This window comes from Brevundimonas balnearis (assembly GCF_042434805.1).
GTDB lineage: Bacteria > Pseudomonadota > Alphaproteobacteria > Caulobacterales > Caulobacteraceae > Brevundimonas > Brevundimonas balnearis.
Genome location: NZ_JBHLSW010000007.1, coordinates 506,551 through 526,893 on the forward strand (window position 1 = coordinate 506,551; position 20,343 = coordinate 526,893).

16 protein-coding genes and 1 pseudogene are annotated in these 20,343 nt (G+C 65.1%); 5 read left to right on the forward strand and 12 right to left on the reverse strand.

Going from position 1 to position 20,343, the window contains the following annotated elements; genetic code table 11:
- The first annotated feature begins 198 nt into the window (after window positions 1-198).
- A complete protein-coding gene (locus ACFFGE_RS12370) occupies window positions 199-336 on the forward strand; it encodes a hypothetical protein (protein ID WP_376836702.1) in 138 nt (45 codons plus the stop codon).
- 69 nt (window positions 337-405) lie between these two features.
- On the opposite strand, the gene ACFFGE_RS12375 is transcribed toward ACFFGE_RS12370, so the two are convergent.
- Window positions 406-2,451, reverse strand: coding sequence for a ParB/RepB/Spo0J family partition protein (locus ACFFGE_RS12375; RefSeq protein WP_376836704.1), 2,046 nt, complete (start codon window positions 2,449-2,451; stop codon window positions 406-408).
- Window positions 2,452-3,016: 565 nt separating this feature from the next.
- On the opposite strand from ACFFGE_RS12375, the gene ACFFGE_RS12380 reads away from it, so the two are divergent.
- On the forward strand, window positions 3,017-3,199 hold the full coding sequence (locus tag ACFFGE_RS12380; RefSeq protein ID WP_376836705.1) for a hypothetical protein: 183 nt from the start codon (window positions 3,017-3,019) through the stop codon (window positions 3,197-3,199).
- 53 nt (window positions 3,200-3,252) lie between these two features.
- Here ACFFGE_RS12380 and ACFFGE_RS12385 read toward each other — a convergent pair whose 3' ends face one another.
- The 4 genes from ACFFGE_RS12385 to ACFFGE_RS12400 are packed head-to-tail and all read right to left on the reverse strand — an operon-like array spanning window position 3,253 to window position 10,058.
- A complete protein-coding gene (locus ACFFGE_RS12385) occupies window positions 3,253-4,449 on the reverse strand; it encodes a Wadjet anti-phage system protein JetD domain-containing protein (RefSeq protein WP_376836706.1) in 1,197 nt (398 codons plus the stop codon).
- Window positions 4,446-7,880, reverse strand: coding sequence for an SbcC/MukB-like Walker B domain-containing protein (locus tag ACFFGE_RS12390; protein ID WP_376836707.1), 3,435 nt, complete (start codon window positions 7,878-7,880; stop codon window positions 4,446-4,448). Before ACFFGE_RS12390 ends, ACFFGE_RS12385 begins: the two co-directional genes overlap by 4 nt.
- Window positions 7,877-8,551, reverse strand: coding sequence for a DUF4194 domain-containing protein (locus ACFFGE_RS12395; RefSeq protein ID WP_292259856.1), 675 nt, complete (start codon window positions 8,549-8,551; stop codon window positions 7,877-7,879). The genes ACFFGE_RS12390 and ACFFGE_RS12395 overlap by 4 nt, the downstream gene beginning before the upstream one ends.
- On the reverse strand, window positions 8,541-10,058 hold the full coding sequence (locus ACFFGE_RS12400) for a Wadjet anti-phage system protein JetA family protein (protein WP_376836708.1): 1,518 nt from the start codon (window positions 10,056-10,058) through the stop codon (window positions 8,541-8,543). Before ACFFGE_RS12400 ends, ACFFGE_RS12395 begins: the two co-directional genes overlap by 11 nt.
- A gap of 282 nt (window positions 10,059-10,340) precedes the next feature.
- Here ACFFGE_RS12400 and ACFFGE_RS12405 point away from each other — a divergent pair, with 282 nt between their 5' ends.
- Window positions 10,341-10,760 carry a hypothetical protein gene (locus tag ACFFGE_RS12405; RefSeq protein WP_376836709.1) on the forward strand — a complete coding sequence of 140 codons (420 nt, stop codon included), beginning with the start codon at window positions 10,341-10,343 and terminating at the stop codon, window positions 10,758-10,760.
- Between the two features lie 219 nt (window positions 10,761-10,979).
- Window positions 10,980-12,165: pseudogene (locus ACFFGE_RS12410) on the forward strand (IS3 family transposase).
- Between the two features lie 119 nt (window positions 12,166-12,284).
- On the opposite strand, the gene ACFFGE_RS12415 reads toward ACFFGE_RS12410, so the two are convergent.
- From ACFFGE_RS12415 to ACFFGE_RS12440, 6 genes are all read right to left on the reverse strand, one after another.
- A complete protein-coding gene (locus ACFFGE_RS12415) occupies window positions 12,285-12,863 on the reverse strand; it encodes an NADH dehydrogenase ubiquinone Fe-S protein 4 (RefSeq protein WP_376836710.1) in 579 nt (192 codons plus the stop codon).
- Window positions 12,847-13,485 (reverse strand): hypothetical protein, encoded by a 639-nt coding sequence (locus ACFFGE_RS12420; RefSeq protein WP_376836711.1) that lies wholly within the window; start codon window positions 13,483-13,485, stop codon window positions 12,847-12,849. The genes ACFFGE_RS12415 and ACFFGE_RS12420 overlap by 17 nt, the downstream gene beginning before the upstream one ends.
- 208 nt (window positions 13,486-13,693) lie before the next feature.
- Complete coding sequence (locus ACFFGE_RS12425) at window positions 13,694-14,308, reverse strand: HdeD family acid-resistance protein (RefSeq protein WP_446680622.1); 615 nt, start codon at window positions 14,306-14,308, stop codon at window positions 13,694-13,696.
- 60 nt (window positions 14,309-14,368) lie between these two features.
- Window positions 14,369-15,511 (reverse strand): sigma-70 family RNA polymerase sigma factor, encoded by a 1,143-nt coding sequence (locus ACFFGE_RS12430; RefSeq protein WP_376836713.1) that lies wholly within the window; start codon window positions 15,509-15,511, stop codon window positions 14,369-14,371.
- Between the two features lie 78 nt (window positions 15,512-15,589).
- The gene (locus ACFFGE_RS12435; RefSeq protein ID WP_376836715.1) at window positions 15,590-18,496 is read right to left on the reverse strand and encodes an ATP-dependent Clp protease ATP-binding subunit; all 2,907 of its coding nucleotides are present in this window, start codon (window positions 18,494-18,496) and stop codon (window positions 15,590-15,592) included.
- A 64-nt stretch (window positions 18,497-18,560) separates the two neighbouring features.
- Complete coding sequence (locus ACFFGE_RS12440) at window positions 18,561-18,731, reverse strand: hypothetical protein (RefSeq protein ID WP_376836716.1); 171 nt, start codon at window positions 18,729-18,731, stop codon at window positions 18,561-18,563.
- 113 nt (window positions 18,732-18,844) lie between these two features.
- Between ACFFGE_RS12440 and ACFFGE_RS12445 the strand changes: the two genes are divergently transcribed.
- Window positions 18,845-20,034 (forward strand): IS3 family transposase gene (locus ACFFGE_RS12445; protein ID WP_376836718.1). Its coding sequence is split into 2 segments (ribosomal slippage): window positions 18,845-19,103 and window positions 19,103-20,034, totalling 1,191 coding nucleotides; the frame shifts between segments, so codons are not numbered across the junction.
- Between the two features lie 15 nt (window positions 20,035-20,049).
- On the opposite strand, the gene ACFFGE_RS12450 is transcribed toward ACFFGE_RS12445, so the two are convergent.
- Complete coding sequence (locus tag ACFFGE_RS12450; protein ID WP_376836740.1) at window positions 20,050-20,277, reverse strand: hypothetical protein; 228 nt, start codon at window positions 20,275-20,277, stop codon at window positions 20,050-20,052.
- Between the last annotated feature and the right edge of the window lie 66 nt (window positions 20,278-20,343).

Consider the following 20,343-nt stretch of genomic DNA (forward strand, 5'->3'; position numbering starts at 1 on the left):
CCGCATAAGAACGTCTGAGCGTGACTACCGCGGCAGGTAATGGAACCCCCTTTGTAACGGGTTCCGCGAGATATCCGTTCGCCCCCGGCGCCAGACCGGTTGGAACGGCCCAGACCCAACCGGTCTCGGATCTCTGCCTGCTGCTGCATCCGCAACACGCGACAGAGCCGAGGCCTTTGATGAAAGGCTAGAGTTCGAATGACGACCAACGATCCCGACAACCATCGCTTCGACTTCGAAGGCCCGGGGTGGCGGCTTTCCGCCAGTGGCTTCGGCCTCGCCGTGGTGGTGGTGCTGGCCCTCATGGCCATGGTCTATTTCACCGGCGCCGGCTAGCCGACGCCGACAGCAAAAAAGCCGCGCGCCCCCAAAGGGCGCGCGGCGAGTTTTTCGACGTGTCGCCGTCTATTCGGCGGCGAAGCGGTAGGTGTCGTCATCGGACGGCGGCGGCTCCGTCGCCTCGCCCTGCGGCCCCGGGGCGTCCGGATCGACCGCAGGCGCCGTACGCAGCACGGGCGGTAGCCAGCCCCTCCCCTCGACCAGCCGCTCGGCGGCCTCGGCCATATCGGCCTTCTTCAACCCGGCGATCCGCCCGGCTTCTTCCGGCGTCGTGGCCTCGGTCACCGCTTCCAGCACCCGCGCCTTGGACACCCGCGAGAAATAGCTGGCGGCGGTGGCCGACCACGTTCCGGTCATGTCGAGACCCGTAGCCGTCGCCAGCGTCTCGGCATGGGCCAGCGCATCCGGTTTGCGGTCGTGGGGGTCACGCACGGCATAGAGGCCCACGCCCGCGCAACAGGCCATGAGGTCCAGCAGGTCCGACGGCGCCATGGGCGACAGCACGGCCCAGAGGTCGCGGGCCTCCTCCGGGAGCCGGGCGCCCCACGCCTCCAGCCGGTCGGCTACGCGCCGTCCGGCCGGACCGTCGCTGACGCCGGGCGCCAGCCGCTCCAGACCGGTCACGCTCAACCGCAGTTGCAGCGGCGTCCACGTCCCCCAAGCGGGATAGAAGACCTGCAAGGCCAGCGCGTGGACCACGACCGTCAGAGCCACGTTCACGTCGGCCTGAACAGCGTCGCGCAGCCCCATGGTCCGATGGGCCGTCAGGTCGATCAGCAGCCGCTCGGACAGAGGCGCCAGACCCTCGTCCGCTTCCGGCTCGGGCGCGGGGGGCGTCTCGGCCTCCTCTTCGCCTTCGGTCCACCCCTCCGGCGCCTCGGGATCAGGACGACGCGTCTCGTCCTCAGCCCGGACCAGACCACGCTCGAAGCGGGCCAGTCCGTCGTGGCCGAGCAGGACCATGACCCCGGCCCGCGCCTTGGCCTCGGCGGGGTAGTCGAAGTCCGGACCGAAGGCTTGCAGGGCCTTGTCGATCTCCTCCAGCCGGGCGTCCACCTCGGGGGGCAGGGTGTCCGCCGCATCCGTCTCGGAGACGAGCCGGTCGTACTCCTCCGACAGGGCCGTGATCCGCGCGGCGTCCGCCTCGGAGCGGACCACCTCGACCGGGTAGACCCGGCCCAGGGCGGCGGCGTCCTGATAGTCCGACCCGACCTCGGCCCACTTCCAGCCCTCGCGCTGACGGGCGTCGTCCGCCAGCCCGGCCAGCTTGTCGCCGACCAGCCGGTCCAGCAGAACGAGGTCGTCCAGCCAGCCGCCGCCGTCCTCGGTGAACAGGTCGCGCAGGACCGTCCCGCCCTCGGCCTCATAGGCCTCGATGCCGACGAAGCGGACCCGCTTGTCGTCGGCCCGGACCTTGGCCTCGGTCATGGCCCGCCGGATCGCATAGACCGGCGTGTGCGGTCCGCACTGTCCGAACACCTGACGCTGGCGCTCCTGATCGGCGCTGACGCAGAAGGCCATCAGCTGGTCCAGCGCCAGCGTCCCGTCGCGATAGGCCGTCATGAGTTCGGGCGCCGCCGCTCCGAGCCTCAGCCGTTGACGGACGGTCTGCGCGGACACCCCGAACCGGGCGCCGATCTCCTCGGGACCATAGCCCCGCTCGTCCGCGAGCCGCTTGAAGGCCTCGAACTGATCGGCCGGGTGCATGGCCTCGCGGGTGACGTTCTCGTCCAGACTGATTTCGTGAGCGTCGTTTTCGGTGTCGACCGTCACCTTGACCGGGTGAGTCCGCTTGATCGCCTTGCGCTTGACCAGCAGCCGCAGCGCTTGGCGCCGCCCCTCTCCGATGGTGACGAGGTAGGCGCCGGTCGCGGCGCCGCCCTCGCCGCGCTCGATCTCGACCACGGGCGGCTGCAACACCCCCTTGACCTTGATGGAGGCGGCCAGCGCCTCGATCCCGGCCTCGGTGTGCTTCACCTTCCGGGCGTTCTTCGGCGACGCCTTCAACCGGTTCAGCGGAACCACGATCTCCGCGCCGTGTCCCGGCTCCTGATCCGCTGCGGTGGCGGCGGCGTCAGCCGCCGCGCGGGTTTGGGTGGATTGAACAGTCATGTCTGCCTCCTTTGGGCAAGGGTTGCAGGCACGCGAACTGCGCGCCTGAAACCCTGCCCGTCGGCGAGACCGGGGTAGCAAGGGCCAGGGCGGACCGGCCGGAGGGGGATCGCCCGGCCTGCACAAGCCTGACCCTTCTGATCGCTCTGCCCTCGTCGCCGGCGCGGAAGGCGGGGGAGACCGGCCGGTCCGGCGGCGCAGCCGCTTCACCCTGGCCTGCGCGAGGGCGGAGCCCTTAGCCCTTCCCTGCACCGCATGCGCCTGTTCGCGGCGTTCTCCGGTCGGCGATGAACGGGTGTGTTGCTCCTTCCCATTCGCGCTGTAGTCTGGGGGTGACGGGTTCCGGGACGATAGGGGCCGATCGGGAGCCGGGGGACGTCCAAGCGTCGGCGGCGATCCGCTCCGAAACACCGGGCTTCCTCGCAGAAGTTCCAGGCCCGTCCCCCATTCGTCTTCGCGGAGGACCGCCCTGACCGAAGACCTCTCCGATGAAGAAGCGGAGATCTATCAGGAACTGGCCGGGCGCGCCGGCGTGGTCGCCGGTCGCCTGCTCGCGGAGGGAGGCTTGATCTATCTGGAGGATCTCGATCCCGAGGCGGCCCGCGAACTCCTGAGAGCGGCCTCGCGGGAGGCCGCCCGCGAGCGGTTCGCCGGCCTGGACATTTCCGGGCTGGACGCCGAGATCGACGCCATGGTCGACAGCCTCGTCATGGTCACGTCCGCCCCGGATGGCGTGCGGCTTCACTAGCGGGTGAGAAGGCGCGCCGGTCCGGTGCATCGCACCGCTGAGAGCGACCAGTTCTAGGCGCCTGGGTCTTCTGGACGTGACGGCGCCACTCCCTCCTGCTCAAGCTCCCATGGCGTTTCCATTCGCGCCATCGCATCCCAGAGCGGGGCGATAGCGCTTCCCTGGGCGGCGCCGACGGAGAGCCGCCTTCGTTGAGGGTCGGGACGACCGCGTTCGCGAAGGAGCTCAAGGCTCATCAGATGAGGTCGCAGCTTGCGGCCCTCCGCAGCCAAGGCCTGCTCGAGCGATCGGAAAATGCGCAGCCCGCCCGGGTCGATGTCGCCCCAGTGATAAACCGTCGACTGGCTCAGGCGCGCGAGGCGCAGGAGGGCGGCGAGGACGGCGCGCGAGGGGAAGCCGCCGGTGTAAATGACCAGCCCCCCATCGTCTGCCGCGCATTCGCGCGAATGTCGGATGAAGGAGGTGTAGTTTTCGATGGTCAGAAGGTAGGCCGGAGGCGCGCCCGGGCTTAGATGTTCGGCGACCGCTCCCGGGAACCCGAGATACTCAGCCCGCGGGAGGACCGCCCCATCCAAGGCGACAGCTCCGCTGATGAGCACCGGCGCGGGCAGACGCTCCACTCCGTAAAGTGCGACCACATCCTCCGGGATCAGATCGGCCAGCCTCGCGGGGTCGTCGGCCTGAAGCAGGGCCGCCACCGCCACAAGCGTATCGGCCAAGGCCTTGCTGTCCCCCGCCGCATCCCGGGAGAAGCTGCGGTAATCGATCTGGCGGACGCTCTCGTCGGTTTGCGAACGGCGTCGGAGCGCCCGCGCCAGGCGCGCCGCCTTGTCGAGACGGTCGGTTTGGCCAGGCCTCAGCCCAAAAATGGTCCTGTGCCTCGCCCACCCCGCTTCGATCCGGGCGATGACCGACGCGAATCCGGCTCCATCCGCCTCTTGCGGGACGGAGGCGACAGCGGCGGCCGCGCCCTCCCGCGAGGGTTTACGTCCCAACACCTGATAGACGACTTCGGGGTCGATGAGCCGAACCGTCCGAATGTGCTCTACGCCGCCTCGGCGGGTCCGAACGAGGCGAACCCCGCCCTTCCGCTCGACGGTCCCGAGGACAGCGAGAAAGGCATCCCAGTCGGCCACTGAATGAAAGCGGTCCTCGTCGATCCGCGCCGTCGCCGCCGCGCTGCCGGCCTGGCGTTCGTGACGGTCCAGCAGCCCGTGCAGGAGCGCGACTGGGTCCTGGATCTCCGTCATTGAGCAGGCAAGGGCGCGGCCGCCATCTCCGCGATCAGATCCTCATCCGTCCTGTTACGCGGATTGGCCCGCCTGAGGGTTTCATGAACGAGCGGCTTGATGCGCGCCGACTCCGCGGTGACCGCGTCGCCGAAGCGGTAGACGTCGATGACGCTGTCCAAATTCTCGAAGATGACCGAACGCTTTTCCGGCGGCGCGGCCACAACCACCTGCAGACCGATGTCGCGGTAGAAGTCCAACAGGATGCGTTGGTTCGAGCCGTCCATCTTGCTGAACGCCTCATCGAACACGGCCAGACCGATGCCACGTTCGACGCCGGGCGTAACCCGCCGTCCGTGATAGATGCTGGCGAGGGCGGCGCCGATGATGACGTAGAAGGGCACCTGAAGTTCAGCGCCGCTCGCCACACCGCGCCGCCGGTCGAAACTTGTCTGCCGACCGGTGGCCACGTCCTTCATCCGGAGCTCGAAGGCGTAGTAGTTGCGATAGTCCTGGTAGATCGTGAAATCGAGCGTTTCGTCCTGCATCAGGCGCTCGACCTCCTTGAGCGCGAGCGCGTGCTTCTCGTCCCGAGGCTCACCCCGACCGAACAGCGCCGCGAGCACGTCTTCATCGGACTCGCTGTCGCGGGCGAGGCGGTACAGCGCGTCGAAGGCGGGTTTGATCTCCCAGTGGACCGAGTAGACTTCGCCGTGAAGCGGCCGGGATTGCAAGGCTGCGTTCAGCGCCAGCATCTCGCTCCTGAGACCGCTGAACCGACCGTTCAGTTCATGGACAAAGGACGTCCGGAAGAGATGGCTCACTTCCTCGGCCGCCCGGTCGGCCTGTTCGCGATACTGGATCAGCTGATTCCGCTCGAGAAGAGCGATCCCTTCTTCGAGCCAGGGCATGATTTCCGCGATGATGCGCGCCTGGGGCTCCGGGACCGATGCGGACCCGAACTTCGCGCGGAAGCGACCGAGGTCGACGCGCAGCGCGCTTTCGACGTCTCGGTATTGAGCAACAAGCGTCTCGGCCTCCGCCGCCTGATCGCGGGCGATCTTCTCCGGACGACGGCCCGCTCTGAGCGCCGCGTAGGCCTGTCGCACCGGAAGGAACCCCTGGCGGCCCGGAAGCCGCTGGCGGAAAGTTCGCCACCTCAGGGCCAGGCACAGCCTTGAGCCTGGCTGGGCCTCGCCGCTCTCGAGACGGCGTTGGAGATCCTGGAGGGTCTGGCCCAGTGAACCGCGTTGCTCGACCAGGGCGAGCCTTTCCCCTTCCGCCATCTCTTGACGCCGCCGCGCCACCGCCAGCGCTTGCTCAAGCTCCGGATCGACGTTCGCCGCCAGATCGGCCAAGCGTCGTCTTCGGTCCTCCGCCTTCTCCTCGGCGTCGGCGATGCTGAAGACGAGGGTATCGAGGCGATCGGCCGCCTCTACCGGGCTGGAGAGGTCTTCCAGTCGCCGCACCACGTCATCGATGAAGGCGACGTTCGCATCGTGTTTGGACAGGATGGCCGTCAGGTCTCGGATCTCATCGGTGAGGCGAGCCTGCATGAGGCCCGCGGCGGCGCGGCCAATCTTGAGGCCTTGCGGATGAAGCACCTCGACGACCAGGCCGCTGTTGTAGGCGCCGTCCCGCATAATGGCGCGCGGGCCGGCCATCAGTTCCTCCTGCGTCTCGGCCAGCCGCACGGAACCGGCGCGCTGGACAACGAATGCCATGGCCAGGCCGTCCTCACTTGTGAACACCGAGGCGAGAGACCCCGGCGTCGCTTCACGGGCCGATCCCTGGAGCTTACGCGTGTTGACGACCCGGCACCCGCGGAAGGCCTCTCGTCCGGCGCGAAGAATCTCGACCGCACGTGAGGCGTGCTCCGGTGCAACGATCACCGCTTCCCGGTCTCGGCCCAGCAGGGCCTCCGCAGCATTGCGCCAGCTTTCGTCGGTCAGACTGACAGCCTCACATACGGCGCGGGGCTCCATTCCCAGCGACGCGAGCTTGGCCATGAGCGCTTCCGTTCGCGGGTCCAGCAAGGCCGCGCCCTGCTGGCTCTTGTCGAGCTGCGCTTTCGCTTCCTTCAGCTCGGCGCGGATGCCCTCCCTTGCTCCGATGCGGCTGTTCCGCTCTTCGCGCACACCGTCGACTTTCTCAGCCGCGATGATCGCCGCCGTGCTCAGCAGCGTTTCCATCCCGGCCGGATCCTGCGGCCAGTCGGGGGGATTGCGGCCTTCGCTCTGCTTCTGAATCGCTTCGAGCGTGGACGTGAGCTGACCCAGCCGGAGCGGCTGCAGCAGCGCCCTCTGGTCGAGGAGGGACACTCCGCGGGCGGCGCGGAGAAAGCGCGCCTGAAGCCGGCCAAGGAGCTCGGCCCGTTCCTTCAAGGCGAGCTTCATTTCGCTGTTCAGCACGGCCTCCTCCGCACCGCGACCCTGCGCCTGAATCTGGGCCGTCAGGGACACGACGAGATCCTTCGCGAGCGCGAGTTCTGCTTCGCAGCGATCAAGATCCTCCTCGACCCGCCGGCGTTGGTCCTCGGCCTCGCGATGCGCTCGCAGATTGTCGAACAGGGCGCCGCCCGCTTCGATTACCTGGGCAAGCTGTTCGACGCTGCGGGCGATCTGTTCCCGTCGCAGAAGATCCTCGAACGAATCCGCCTGCATTTTGAGTTCCCGAAGGGCGGCAAGCCTGTCCTCCAGGTCGTGAATGTCCTGCTGAATCTGGCGGTAGCGCTGGATGGACGCGCGAAGCTCGCCAATGTCGATGTCGTCCTTTTCCAGCAGATAGGTCTGAACGAAGGCTTCGACAGACGGGATGTGGTGGAACGACAGGGCGAGGACGAACGCCCGCGCGAAGCGCTCGGGCTCAGACCGCTGTCCCTTTGTGAACAGCAGACGCATGTACTCTCGGATGAAGTCGCGCGCCTTGGTCTGTCGCCGGAGTTCGTAGCCGCCCGCTGCGCAGGCCGCCTCCAGCCTCTGTTTCACGACCGGCCACTCCGCAGAACGCGCGACGCCATCCACCTCCTCGACAAACAGCGCGGAATCCGCGCGAACGCCCTCGGCGACATATCGCCCGAGGATTACGGCGTTGTCGCGAGAGGTCGCTTCCACGCAGAGGCCGAGAGTGACCGGAGGGCGATCTCCCTCCGCGTCTTCGAACGTCAGGGCGATGTGGGTGATTGTCTGATCGCGCAGGCTCACGCCCTCGTCCAACCGTCCAAGGCAGTAGCTCTGGAGCGTGCGCTCTGAACGTCCGGAGCCCTCGCCGGCGGAACGATTGTATTTGTAAAGGCTGGCCGCCCCGCCCGACATCACCGTCTGGATCAGGTCGATCAGGGTCGATTTTCCGGACCGGTTCTCACCCAGAATCGCGCCGTTGCCGACGATATCAAGGTCGGCTCGGGCCAGCAGATGCCACTGAACCAGGGCGATGCGGCTGAGGGTCATCATGCGGAGACCTCCACCTCGGCCCGATCGGCCTCGGGAGCGGCAGGCTCCTCATCGGCATCGTCCTCGACGACATCCGGTCTCTGAAGAAGCTGCTCAAGCGAGGTGAGGAAATCGTCGCCGGCCACTTCGCTGACCAGCGCCCGTATCGTGAGTTCGCGGTCCTGCGCCTGATCATCTTCCGGACCGAGCCGTACTATGGCGCGCCGTTCGAGCGACAGCAGGACATCGCGAAACTCCCCGACCTTCAGCGCCGGTCGCCGAGCTCGCGAGACTGTTTCCTGATAGGCGTCGTAGGCCGCGTTGAGGGTCAGCAGAACACTGGCATGAGGCTGTATGTCGCCGTTCTGGACCTCTTCTTCCCAGAGCCTGCGCAGGACGAGCAGGACCAGAGAGTCCTCGATGCGCATCCTCGGCGCCGTGATCCGGTCGAGGTCCGGGAAAAGCCCGGCCCAGCCCTCACTTTCGCGCACGACCAGCCGGTAGCCGGCGACATCGAAATAGTCCCTGAGCAGGGTGACGGCCGCCGCTCTTCGCAGCGTCTCCATCAGCCCGGCTGCGCCGCGGTCGTCGATATGCAGGAACTGGTGACGAAGCAGGTGGGCGATGACCTGGGTGACACGCGCGTACAGCCGAGCGTCTTTCTCCTCCAACTGTTGAAATTCAATCAGCATGCGAGCGCTCCAGCGTGATGGCGTCGGTCTTGCGCCGGACGATGAAGCCTCGGCAGGCGATCCACTCATTGTCCACGAGGTCTCCCTCCCTGGTCTCGAACTCGAAATCCTGAGACAGGGCGGTCAGGAGTCGTTTTGCGGACTGGCCGCCGTCCGCGCCAGCCACGGCGACGCGAAGCGCTTCGAAGGCGAGGAAATCATCGAGATCGCCAATATGGAGATCGCTCGCCGCCTGGCTCGTCAACGGAAGCACTCGCCGTTCAAGGAAACGCTGTACCTGCGCCGGACGAACATTGAGGCGGTCGAGGTAACGCCGCTGGAGGTCGCGGCGATACATCTGCAACGGCGTCAGGCTTTGCAGATCGAGGACGCCGCTCACGACCGCCGGGCGAGCGCTTCGCGGGCGGGCGAGCAGGAATGGAGACAGGAACTCCCTCTGCGCCTCCATGGGCCCCTTTGCTTCGATGGCGACCGACGTCTGTAGCATGCGATCGAGGAGGATCACGACGCGCTCGCTTCTCTGCAAAAAGCCACCCGTCTGGCGACCGGCGTATCGGACCGTGTTCCTCAGTCGGGTTTCCAGGCGGCCCCGATGCTGCTGGATGCGCCGGAAGGCGTCCTCGATCCGGTCGAAAACCGTTCGGATCGTCAGCAGATCGTCCTGGACCACCGCGGACGCATCCCGAATATCCTGTCCTAGGCGGGCCTCGAAATAGGCTTCGGCGAGGGAGTCCATGTCCATGGCCGAATCCTCGATCGCCTGAATGGTCTCGAAGATGTGGTGCCGAAATCGATAAGGATGCGACGTCGTCGAGATATCGGCGTAATCGCGGAGCAACACCTGCTCGACGAAGTCGTGGAAGTAGTACTTGAGCCGCTCTTCGACGCTTTGGCTGCCCATCACCTGACGGTCGACGTCTCGCAAGGCCGAAAGCACGCTGCGAAGGTAGCGGCCGAAGGCGGCCGCATCCTTGGCCGCCTTGTTGACGCCCAGCGCACTGTCCCGCGCATTGACGCGCGCGGCGTCCAGCGCGTTCTTGACCTGAACCACCAGACCGCCGACCTGCTCGGAGACCCCCTGGGTCAGACTCCAGAGAAACTCAGCCAGCCGCAACGCGCCGGCCGGCATGTCGACGGTGACCTTCAGCCCGTAGCGGTTCTCGTCGAGCCATCCGGTCTGGAGCAGGCGATTGTAAATATGGCGCGCCCGCGCCATCGCCTCCCCGCTCGCCTCCGCATCCGCGGTCTCGGACCGACGTCGTCTGAGCCGTCGCGATCCTCGAACGGAAAGGGTGTCGAGGACGACCTCGGCCTCGTCGTCCCGCCAATGCTCGGCGTTCCGCGCGAGACTTGAATAGATGGCGCTGACCACCTCGCCTTGGGCCGGAAACAACATCTCCGCGCGAAAGAACTCGTCGTAGACGTCGAGCAGAACAGCCTCGTACAGGCGGCGATTGCCTCCCGCGAACAAGGTGAAGATGTCAGCGTTCAACGCACGAAACAGCATCGGCCCCCCAAGATTAGCTTAGGCGAAAGAGCTGCGGACGCACAACCGGCGACTGTTGTTCCCTGACCCCTCGCCGGTTGAATGCCCTGGATTGTGCGGGCCTGTCGCGCGGTTAGCCCATGGCGCTAGCGTTGGCGGGTGACTTTAGCGCCAGATGCGGACATTGCCGCCGCGGCGAGAACCTGACCTTCGGTCCGGGGCCCGCTGAAGGACCGCGCCCCTCCCTGAGCGGACGTTCCGCGACTTGGCTTCGCTTGCCATTGCTGCCTTAAGAGTAGCGAGATGATCAACCTCATCGCCGTCTTGGTGCTCTTTGGGATTTCCGCGCCTCAGGCCGCCGATCAGGCCGAGCCGGCGTCAGGACATCGTCCTAAACAGGCGATCACCGGCCAGAACCTTCGGGAATTCCTCTTGGGCCGACAGATCGGCTGGACCGAGCTTGAGCACGTCACCCACACGCCCCACAGCCACCGCTACTTCGCGGACGGACGCGTTGAGGACGTGGGGCCCGGCGCGCGTGAAGGCACGTGGGAGGTCAAGGGCGACCGCGTCTGTCGCCGATACGGCCAAGTCGCCCCTTACGAATTGTGCGACCAATACTACTCAGATGGCGGTGGACAGTTCTGGGTTCGAAACCGATGGACGGCCGAGATCGGCGGACCTGCCTACTATGAAATTTACGTGGCGCAGATCACCGACTGAGGCCCGCTACCCACTCATAGCGGACGACCAGTGCGCCGGCGTGCTCCAGGTCAGCACAGCGCCAGCAGCGGACTCTGATGTCACTCCTGACGCCAGACCTTCAATCCAGATTGCAGTCGCGACGTAAGATCCCACTACTGAATGCAGCTTCCGGTTGACGTGCCCCTGAGAATTTCCTCCACGCGGAGCTAGAGTCCGGCCCTTGAAAGGACGGACGGAATGAAACGAGCGAGATTCACTGAAGAGCAGATCATCGGGATTCTGCGGGAGAACGAGGCCGGCGCGAAAGCGGGCGAGCTGGCGCGCAAGCACGGGGTGTCCGAGGGCACGATCTACGCCTGGAAAGCCAAGTTCGGCGGGATGAGCGTGTCGGACGCCCAGCGCCTGCGCGCCCTGGAAGACGAGAACGGCCGGCTGAAACGTCTGCTCGCGGACGCCATGCTCGACAAGGCGGCGCCGAACGATCTGCTCTCAAAAAAGTGGTAGGGCCCGCGGCGATGCGCGAGGCCGTCGCCCATCTGAAGGCGGCGTTCGGCGTCAGCGAGCGGCGGGCCTGCTCCATCATCAAGGCGGACCGTAAGTCGGTGCGCTATCGGTCCTGCCGCCCGCCGGACACGGCGCTGCGGGAGCGGCTGCGCGCGCTGGCTGTGGAGCGGCGACGGTTCGGCTATCGGCGGCTGTTCGTGCTGCTGCGGCGTGAGGGCGAGCCTTCGGGCAAGAACCGGATCTACCGGCTCTATCGCGAGGAAGGCCTGACGGTGCGCAAGCGCCGCTTCCGTCGTCGCGCCATCGGCACGCGGGCGCCGATCCTGGTCGAGGCCAGGCCGAACGCGCGCTGGTCGCTGGACTTTGTGCACGACCAGTTCGCCACGGGCCGCCGCTTCCGCATTCTCAACGTGGTCGACGACGTCACCCGCGAGTGCCTGGCGGCGATCCCCGACACCTCAATCTCGGGACGCCGCGTTGCGCGTGAGCTGACAGCACTGATCGCTCGGCGCGGACCTCCCGCCATGATCGTCAGCGACAACGGCACGGAGTTCACGTCCACGGCCATCCTGGCCTGGGCGCAGGATCATAGCGTCGACTGGCGCTACATTGCGCCGGGCAAGCCGACCCAGAACGGGTTTGTGGATCCTTCAACGGGCGGATGCGCGACGAACTGTTGAACGAAAGCCTGTTCTTCGGCCTCGATCACGCCCGCCAGAAGGTCGCCGCCTGGGCGCTGGACTACAATACCCGCCGGCCGCACTCGTCGATCGGCTACCTCACCCCGGAGGCCTTTGCCGCCAGTCTGACCGCAACAGGCCGACCCGCTGCGCAGGTTGAAAGCTGCGCGGCTCGGCCTGTTGCTCACCCCACGCTGCGAGGCGTAACTAACCCAAGGACTCTGGTCGCCGCTGGATGAAAACTCAGAGGCACGTCAATGCCGATGACCGCCCATACGATGACGGGCGGGTAACGGCGCGCGACGCTGTCATGGTAGGGAAACAAGCGGCAGATCCTCCCTCGCTCTAGACATTCCGTTCATTGTTCTTTCCCGGCGATCGTCCCGCCCGTCCAGGCCGGGGGATCGGAGGCCGGGAAGGATTCGAGCGAGGCTTCGAGCACCGGATCGAATTCGGCCTCTTCTTGCGACGACAGGTCCACCGTGCCTTTCTGCTCGACCGCGCGCCGGAGGCGGTGATCCGAGCGACCGTGATCCACGCGGGACGGGATGCGGAAGGCTTCCGGCGCATCGGCTCCCTTGTGGAGTCGATGCCGTTCCTCTCCCCGCCAGCGGTCAGGCGCATGCCGGTGAGCCACGTCCTCACGCACGAAATAGCGCCAGTCCTGCCGCTCCGCGAATTCCACGGCGCTTTCGCGGTCGGGAAATTTCAGCCGGATCGAACGGTAGGGATCGTTGCTGGAGGTATATCCCATCAGCGGCTCGACCTGCAGGGGTCGAGACGGCTCGAATTCCAGTATCCAGTAGTTGGGCCGCGGCGCCGACGTCATCGCGGAACGAGCCGGCCGGTAAATGATCGCGGTCGGAACGTCCCAAGACCTCATGTTGGTCCCGGGTATCGTCGGCGGAAAGGGCGGGCGGTTATGGCCGCGCATCATGACGTTTCTCCTTCTTAATCTTTGCGACCTCCGCTTCAAAATTGAGATCGTCAAGTTTCTCCATTCGCGTCGAGTTGCGGCGAATGGCGCTCGCCGCATTCGTTGAGGTCAAGGCCGTGTTCTGGAGGACGTCAGATCGCATTGCCGTTGTCAGATCGGCAACGGACTGCATCACCTTTTCGCCGTCAGCTTCGGAAAGCGCGCCGTCCGCAAAGCCGGACAACAGGGCGTCGAGAACGACCTCAAAGCGGATCACAACCTCTTCGCTGGCTACCACCGCAAGCTTATGATTGAGAACCCTCAGATCATCGATCAGCCCGGCCTCATGCTTTGCGTTCTCGACAATTTCCGCGACCTTTTCTATGCACGACATGTATATATCGCATTGCTGCTGAAGGATGATCACCCTTCCTTCTTTCCGAAGCTCGAGTTCTGTCTGACGATTGAGGAGAGCGGCGGTAAGTGCGATCGTGACGACGGCGCCCAGAAAGACCAGCGTCACCTCTTGGGCAAACGGCAGAGGCTCTTCCGACATATACATTGCGCGAAACATAAAATAGATGCCGACCCCAAACGAGGTGGCGACAACTAGGTAGGCAAGATCGCGCAGTCTGTAGTTCATTGGCGATCGTCCTCTTTGCAATCTGCCCTCAGCCGAACATTGGGCTTCTCGCAGCTTTGTTCTTCGCCACTCGGCTGCGGGAAAACCGGCGTCGGACCGCTGCCGAAAGGATTGAAACCAGCCTTTAGACAGCGGTCAAAGATTGTCTCGTCCCATCGAGTAAAATCATCCTCGTTGCCGATGGGCCGCCCGGTCGTCATTCCGCGAGTCATGTGCCAGCGGCTTGGTTGACGTCGGGACCTTTGTCGTGCTCCGTGTGATTGGCGCGGCGCAGCCGCAGGCCCAGCAGGAGCATCATTGCTCCGAAGAAGGCGGCGTAAAAGCCAAGAAGCCAGCCAAGCGCAAGAAAACTTTCGAGCGGGCGCGTCAGCAGCATCCAGGTCACGAAGACCCCCAGGGTGACGGACAGAAGGCCGCTCAGGATGAGCCAGATTTCGCCCTTGATTTCCTTGCGCAGGCGAATCGCCGCCACGATTTCCAGGACGCCGGAGAACACGGACCAGAATGCGATGCTGGCCCAGAGGAATGTCGCAAGCACGAGCGTCGCGACAAAGGGCGAGACAACCACGACGACGCCGGTGGCGATCCCCAGGAGGCCGCTGAACATCAGCCAGCCCCAGCGTTTGCCCTTGCGGATGTTACGTATCGCGGCGACGAGGCCGAACACGCCGTCGGCAAAGGCGAACGCGCCGAAGACCAGCGTGAGCGCCAGAAGCGATTCCGCAGGCATGACGAAGGCCAGCACCGCGATGATCAATGCGAGCACGCCGCGCAACACGAATGCCCACCAATTCCGGGACAGGCTGCACAGCATGTCTTGCATCTGGTCGGTCGGGTTTTCAGAGGCCGTTCTCATTGGTCCATTTCCTGTTCCTGTTTCAACTCAGTTTTCTGCGTTTGTCGCCGCGCCGGCGAGCGCGGCAGCCACGCGGCGCCGGTACTCGACTGGCTGGGGCAGGCGCTGCGTCAGGGCAATTTCCCGTTCGATGGGCGCGCGCCCCGATGCCTCGCTGATCAACCCCGCTTCGACAAGCTTGCTGCGCAGTGTCTCGCCCGCCTTCTCGGCGATTTCTTCGACCTCTGCTTCGGAAAGGCCGAGGAGGTCCGCCGTCTCCGCAAGCGTGGCGTCGTCTAGGTGGAGCCGATAGAGAACGCGGCGTTCGACCGACGGAAGATCGGCGATTGCCCGGTGCAGCGTCACGGCGATATCATGACGACTCATTTCGGTCTCAGGATCCGTGCCGCCGTCGTCGGCGATGAGTTCCTCCAGCCTCAACACGTCGTCGGGCTGGTAGAACTCGAACATCTCCTCATCAGACTCGGTAAGCTCTCCGCCAGGCGCCTGGGGCGCTTCGTAGATCGAGGCGGCATCCTCGGGCACCGCGCGGCGCGCAGCCTGCGCCTCGGCCTCGACGGTCTCGAAGGCCAGCTGCGTCAGCCAGTCCCGGACGGAGAATTCGGTCGGCCGCCGCTCGAAGCGGTTGAGCCCGTTGAGGATCGTCGCATCGACGATATCGCCAACGCTCAGGTAGCCAGCCGGCACAGACCCGCTACACTCGAGATAGGTCAACTCACGCCGGACCGCGTCGTAGACCGTATCGAGATGATCCTTGATCAGGTCGAAGAAGAGTTGGCGCCGCTCCGCCTCCGCCGCATCCCGCGCGGGCGGCAGCGGGGCACCGATCCGGCGCCGGCGGGCTGGACGCTTGTACTCCGGCTCGTGCTTGAGGCGCGCCACATGCCGATCGACCTGGCGGCGCAGGTCGGCAAAGGCCTTGCGCAGGACAGGTTCGATCTCGAATCCCTCTTCCTGCGCTGCGATAACGCCGGAAGGCAGTTGCAGGCGCAGGCTGACATGGATGCGGGTCTTGTTCCTTGTCTGGGAAGCGACGACCTCGAGCCGGACGAGATCCTCGCGGAAGCGTACAAGATGCGGTTCAAGTTGCCGCACCTCTTCCTCGATGACCTCAGGCGCGCGTTGTTGGCCGTGCCGGTCAAGATTGCGAAATGCTCTGATGACTTCCATGCCGTGTGACCTTGCTTGTCGCTTTTTAACGAGATGAGCCGGCGCGACCGTCATCGCGCCGGCCAGTCCTTCACGACGTCACCCGGTAGACTTATCGTCCTTGGACTGCTCCTTATCATTGGCGTCGACTGGGACATCGGGCGTCGGAGCGTCCGCCTTGTTTTCGGCAACTGCGCTGGACTCGCCGATCCCGGCTTGGGCCGGATCGTCCGGGCTGTCGTCACCGGTGTCCCTTGCGATCTTTTCGAACACGACCTTCTGTTCGTCCGCTGACCAGGCGACGCGGACCTTGTCGCCATCCTCGATCCGCCCCGAGAGCAGTTCGCGAGCCAACTCGGTCTCCAGCTCCGACCGGATCAGCCGGCGTAGCTCGCGGGCACCGAATTCGGGACGGAAGCCGACCGCGCCGAAGTGATCCAGGATGCTCACATCGAGTTCGAGTTCGACGCCCTGGGTAAGGGCGGTCCGCTTCACCCGGTTGAGCTGCAACTCGACGATCTGGCGGATCTCCGACTGATTCAGCGAATGAAAGACGATGATCTCGTCGATCCGGTTGATGAACTCTGGCCGGAAATGACCGCGCAACACCTCCATCAGTTCGGATTTCTGCTTGGCCTCGTCGAACTCCCTGCTGCCGCGTTTCGTGAGGTTGCGCTGGATGATGTCCGAACCGAGGTTCGAGGTGGCGATGATGATGGTGTTAGTGAAGTCCACCACGCGGCCCTTGCCATCTGTCAGGCGGCCATCGTCGAACACCTGAAGCAGGATGTTGTAGACATCGGGATGCGCCTTTTCGATCTCGTCGAGGAGCACGACCGAGTAGGGCCGACGGCGCACCTTCTCCGTCAGCTGCCCGCCTTCGTCGTATCCGACGTAGCCCGGAGGTGCGCCAACCAACCGGGCAACCGAGTGGCGCTCGCCATACTCCGACATGTCGATACGGATCATCGCATCCTGGTCGCCGAAGATCACCTCGGCGAGCGTCTTGGCCAGTTCCGTCTTGCCAACCCCGGTTGGCCCGAGAAACAGGAAGGTCGCAGTCGGACCGGAACCTTCGCGCAGACCCGCACGCGCCAGGCGCACCGCATCGGCCACGGCGCGGATCGCTTCTTCCTGGCCGATGACGCGCTCGTGCAGCTTCTCCTCGAGCTTGAGGAGCTTGTCCTTCTCCTCGGTGGTCAGCTCCGTGACCGGAACGCCGGTGATCTTGGAGACGATCTGCGCGACGTGATCGGCGCGCACCTCGGCGGTCGCCGAAGCCTGGTCGCGCTTCCAGATTTCCAGAAGCTCGTCCAGCTCCTTCTGCTTCTGCTCCAGCTCCTTCTTCAGTTCTGCTGCTCGGTCGAATTGCTTGCGGGCTGCGGCATAATCCTGCTCGCGCTTGATCTGCGCGGCTTCGGCCTCCAACTCCTGGACGTCCACAGGGCGCGCTGTGGCGCTGATCTTCACCCGTGCGGCTGCCTGATCGATCAGGTCGATCGCCTTGTCGGGCATGAAGCGGCCAGTGATGTAGCGATCAGAAAGCTCGGCTGCCGCGACGATGGCCTCGTCGGTGATCGTCACCTTGTGGTGCGCCTCCAGCGTGTCGCGCAGGCCGCGCAGGATCATGATGACCTGAGCTACCGTGGGTTCCTCGACATAAACCGGCTGGAACCGTCGCTCGAGCGCCGCGTCCTTCTCGATGTATTTCTGGTACTCGTTGAGCGTCGTCGCGCCGATCAGGTTCAGCTCGCCCCGCGCCAGCGCCGGCTTGAAGGTGTTGGCGATGTCGAGACCACCTTCGCCACCGCCCTGGCCGGCGCCGACGATGGTGTGGATCTCGTCGATGAACAGGATCAGGCTGTCCTTCTCCTCGGTGATCTCCTTGAGGATCTTCTGGACTCGCTCCTCGAACTCGCCGCGATACTTCGACCCGGCCACCATCGAGTTGATGTTGAGCTCGACCAGCCGCTTGTCGCGCAGCGCCTCGGGCACTTCGCCCGCGACGATCCGTTGTGCAAGTCCCTCGACGATGGCGGTCTTGCCCACGCCGGGCTCGCCGATCAGCACCGGGTTGTTCTTTTTCCGGCGGGCCAGCACTTCGATCGTCGTCTCGATCTCGCGGGCGCGGCCGATGACGGGATCGAGCTTGCCCTCGCGGGCGAGCTTCGTCAGGTCACGGCTGAACTGGTCGAGATCGGGCGTGCTGGAAGGCGCCTCCACGCGGCCTTCCTCGGCTCCCTTGCCCACGACCTTGGTCACCTGCTGGCGAAGCGCCTGCGGCGTCAATCCGTATTTGCGCAGGATCGACGCGGCCAGGCCTTCACCTTCCTCGGCAAGGCCGATCAGAAGGTGCTCGGGACCGACATAGGAATGGCCGAGTTCGTTCGAGGCCATGAAGGCCCGGTTCAGCGCGTCCTTCAGGCGAGGACTTACGCCGATTTCGCCTTCCGTCTTGGCGTCTCCACGCTTCGCTTCCTTCTCGATCTGGCGCCGCAGATCGTCCACATCGACCTTGAACTGTTCCAGGATCGTCTTGACGACGTCAGACGAGGTCAATGCCAGAAGCAGATGTTCGGTATCGACCTCGCTACGCCCGAATTCCCCGGCCTTCTGTGCTGCATCCTGCAGCAGCTTGTTGCCCTGTTCGCTCAGCCGGTCGGCGATGGTGCGTCCGCCGCCGCGCCGCGATCCACGCCGCGGCGCGCCCTCGCCGAAAGTGGCGTCGACGACAGCGTCATCGCCATCACCCATAGAGCCGAGCGTGCCGCCTCGCAGCGGACTGTCACCAAAGAGGCTGCCGAAACCGCTCTCGCCGAAGAATTCGTCAAGAAGGGAACGCCGTCCGAACAAGGACTCCAGCGGCGAGGCGCTGCTCCCCGACCGGCGCGCCATTTCGCTGTAGTGCTGGTCGCAAAGCTCCATGTTCTGAACCCTGCCGTTCACCGAGGCGCGCACGCGCGCCGTCGCCGGGCGACCGCAAATATCGCAAGCTCCGTTCGCCATTCGTCTTCTCCGTTTTCATTATCCAGTCAGGGTTGTTCGCCTATCATCTGCGCCAGTGACAGTGTCACGCAGCGGCCGCTTCCGTTCTTTTCACCTTGGACCCAATTGCCACAAGATTGGGCTCGTCCAGTGTCTCTCGTTGCAGGAGATCCTGCGCCGATTGCTCGAGAATATCCAGATTGGTTTCAAGAAGGGTGAGGGTGCGCTTGAACACGCCATCCACGATGTCGCGCACCTTCGCGTCCATCCGCTCAGCAGTGGCGTCGCGGTAGCGGCGGTTCAGCTGACGTGACCCCCTGAAACTCCTCCAGGAATAGCTAGAGTCCGCCCCTTGAAAGGACGGACAGAATGAAGCGGTCAAGGTTCACGGAAGAGCAGATCATTGGGATCCTGCGGGAGCAGGAGGCCGGTGTAGCGACGTCGGAGGTCTGCCGGCGGCACGGCGTCAGCTCGGCGACCTTCTACAAGTGGAAGGCCAAGTTCGGCGGCATGGACGTGTCGGAGGCCAGGCGGCTGAAGGCGCTGGAGGACGAGAACGCGAAGCTGAAGCGGATGTTGGCGGACGCGATGCTGGACAACGTCGCGTTGAAGGACCTTCTGGGAAAAAAGTGGTGACGCCCGCTGCGCGTCGTGAGGCGGCGGCGCACCTGCGGTCTGCCTACGAGATGAGCGAGCGGCGGGCGTGCCGGGTGCTGGGCGTCGATCGTGCGAGCGTTCGCTACCAGGCCGCCCGGCCGGACGACGGAGTCCTCCGGGATCGACTGAAGGCATTGGCGCAGGAACGACGGCGGTTCGGCTATCGACGCCTGCACGTGCTGCTTCGACGCGAAGGCCACGCGGTGAACCGCAAGCGGGTCCAGCGGCTCTACCGCGAGGAGAAGCTGTCAGTTCGCCGCCGCGGCGGTCGCAAGCGGGCCATGGGCACGCGACGACCGCTGGAAACGCCGTTGGGGGCCAACCAGCGCTGGTCGCTGGACTTCGTCTCCGACCAGCTGACCGACGGCAGGCGCTTCCGCATCCTGATGGTGATCGACAACTGCACCCGCGAGTGCCTGGCGCTGGTGGCCGATACGTCGCTGTCGGGCGCACGCGTGGCGCGCGAGCTGGACGCCATCATCCAGCAGCGCGGGCGTCCGGAGACAATCGTCAGCGATAACGGCACGAAGCTGACCTCAAACGCCATCCTGACATGGGCCGACGAGGCCAACGTCGGCTGGCACTACATCGCGCCGGGCAAGCCCCAGCAGAACGGCTTCAACGAGAGCTTCAACGGCCGTCTACGGGACGAGCTGCTGAACGAAACTCTGTTCCGGTCGCTGCCACACGCCCGCATCGTGCTGGAATCCTGGCGGCGCGACTACAACGAAGCCCGGCCGCACTCCAAGCTCGGCTGGCTGACGCCGAAGGCCTATGCCGAGGCGCTTGCCGGAAAGATCGGCCGGCCTGCTGCGCTGGTTGATGGCTGCGCAGACCGGCCTCTTGCCAACCCCAACAACCCCAGCTCAGATCAACTACGGACTCTTGTTATGGCTGGATGAGAAACGGGGGTCACGTCACAGCCAGGACGACTGGTCGCCGGTGCCGAGAAAGCCGGGCCGATCGCTGTCGTAGCTGACATGCCCGAGGTCTTCGTCCATCCCGTACCGCGCGACCATGGCGCGGGCGATGTCGGTCGCCTTGACCAGATCGTCCGCCGCCCCGGTCGAGACATGATCGTAGATGATCTTCTCTTCTGCGCGCCCGCCAAGCAGGACTGCGATCTTGTTTCGGAATAAGTAGATATGGGCTTGACGGGGATTCGCTGTTAGGCGAAGGTCTCTTCATTGGAGAGACCGATGAATCTGCTC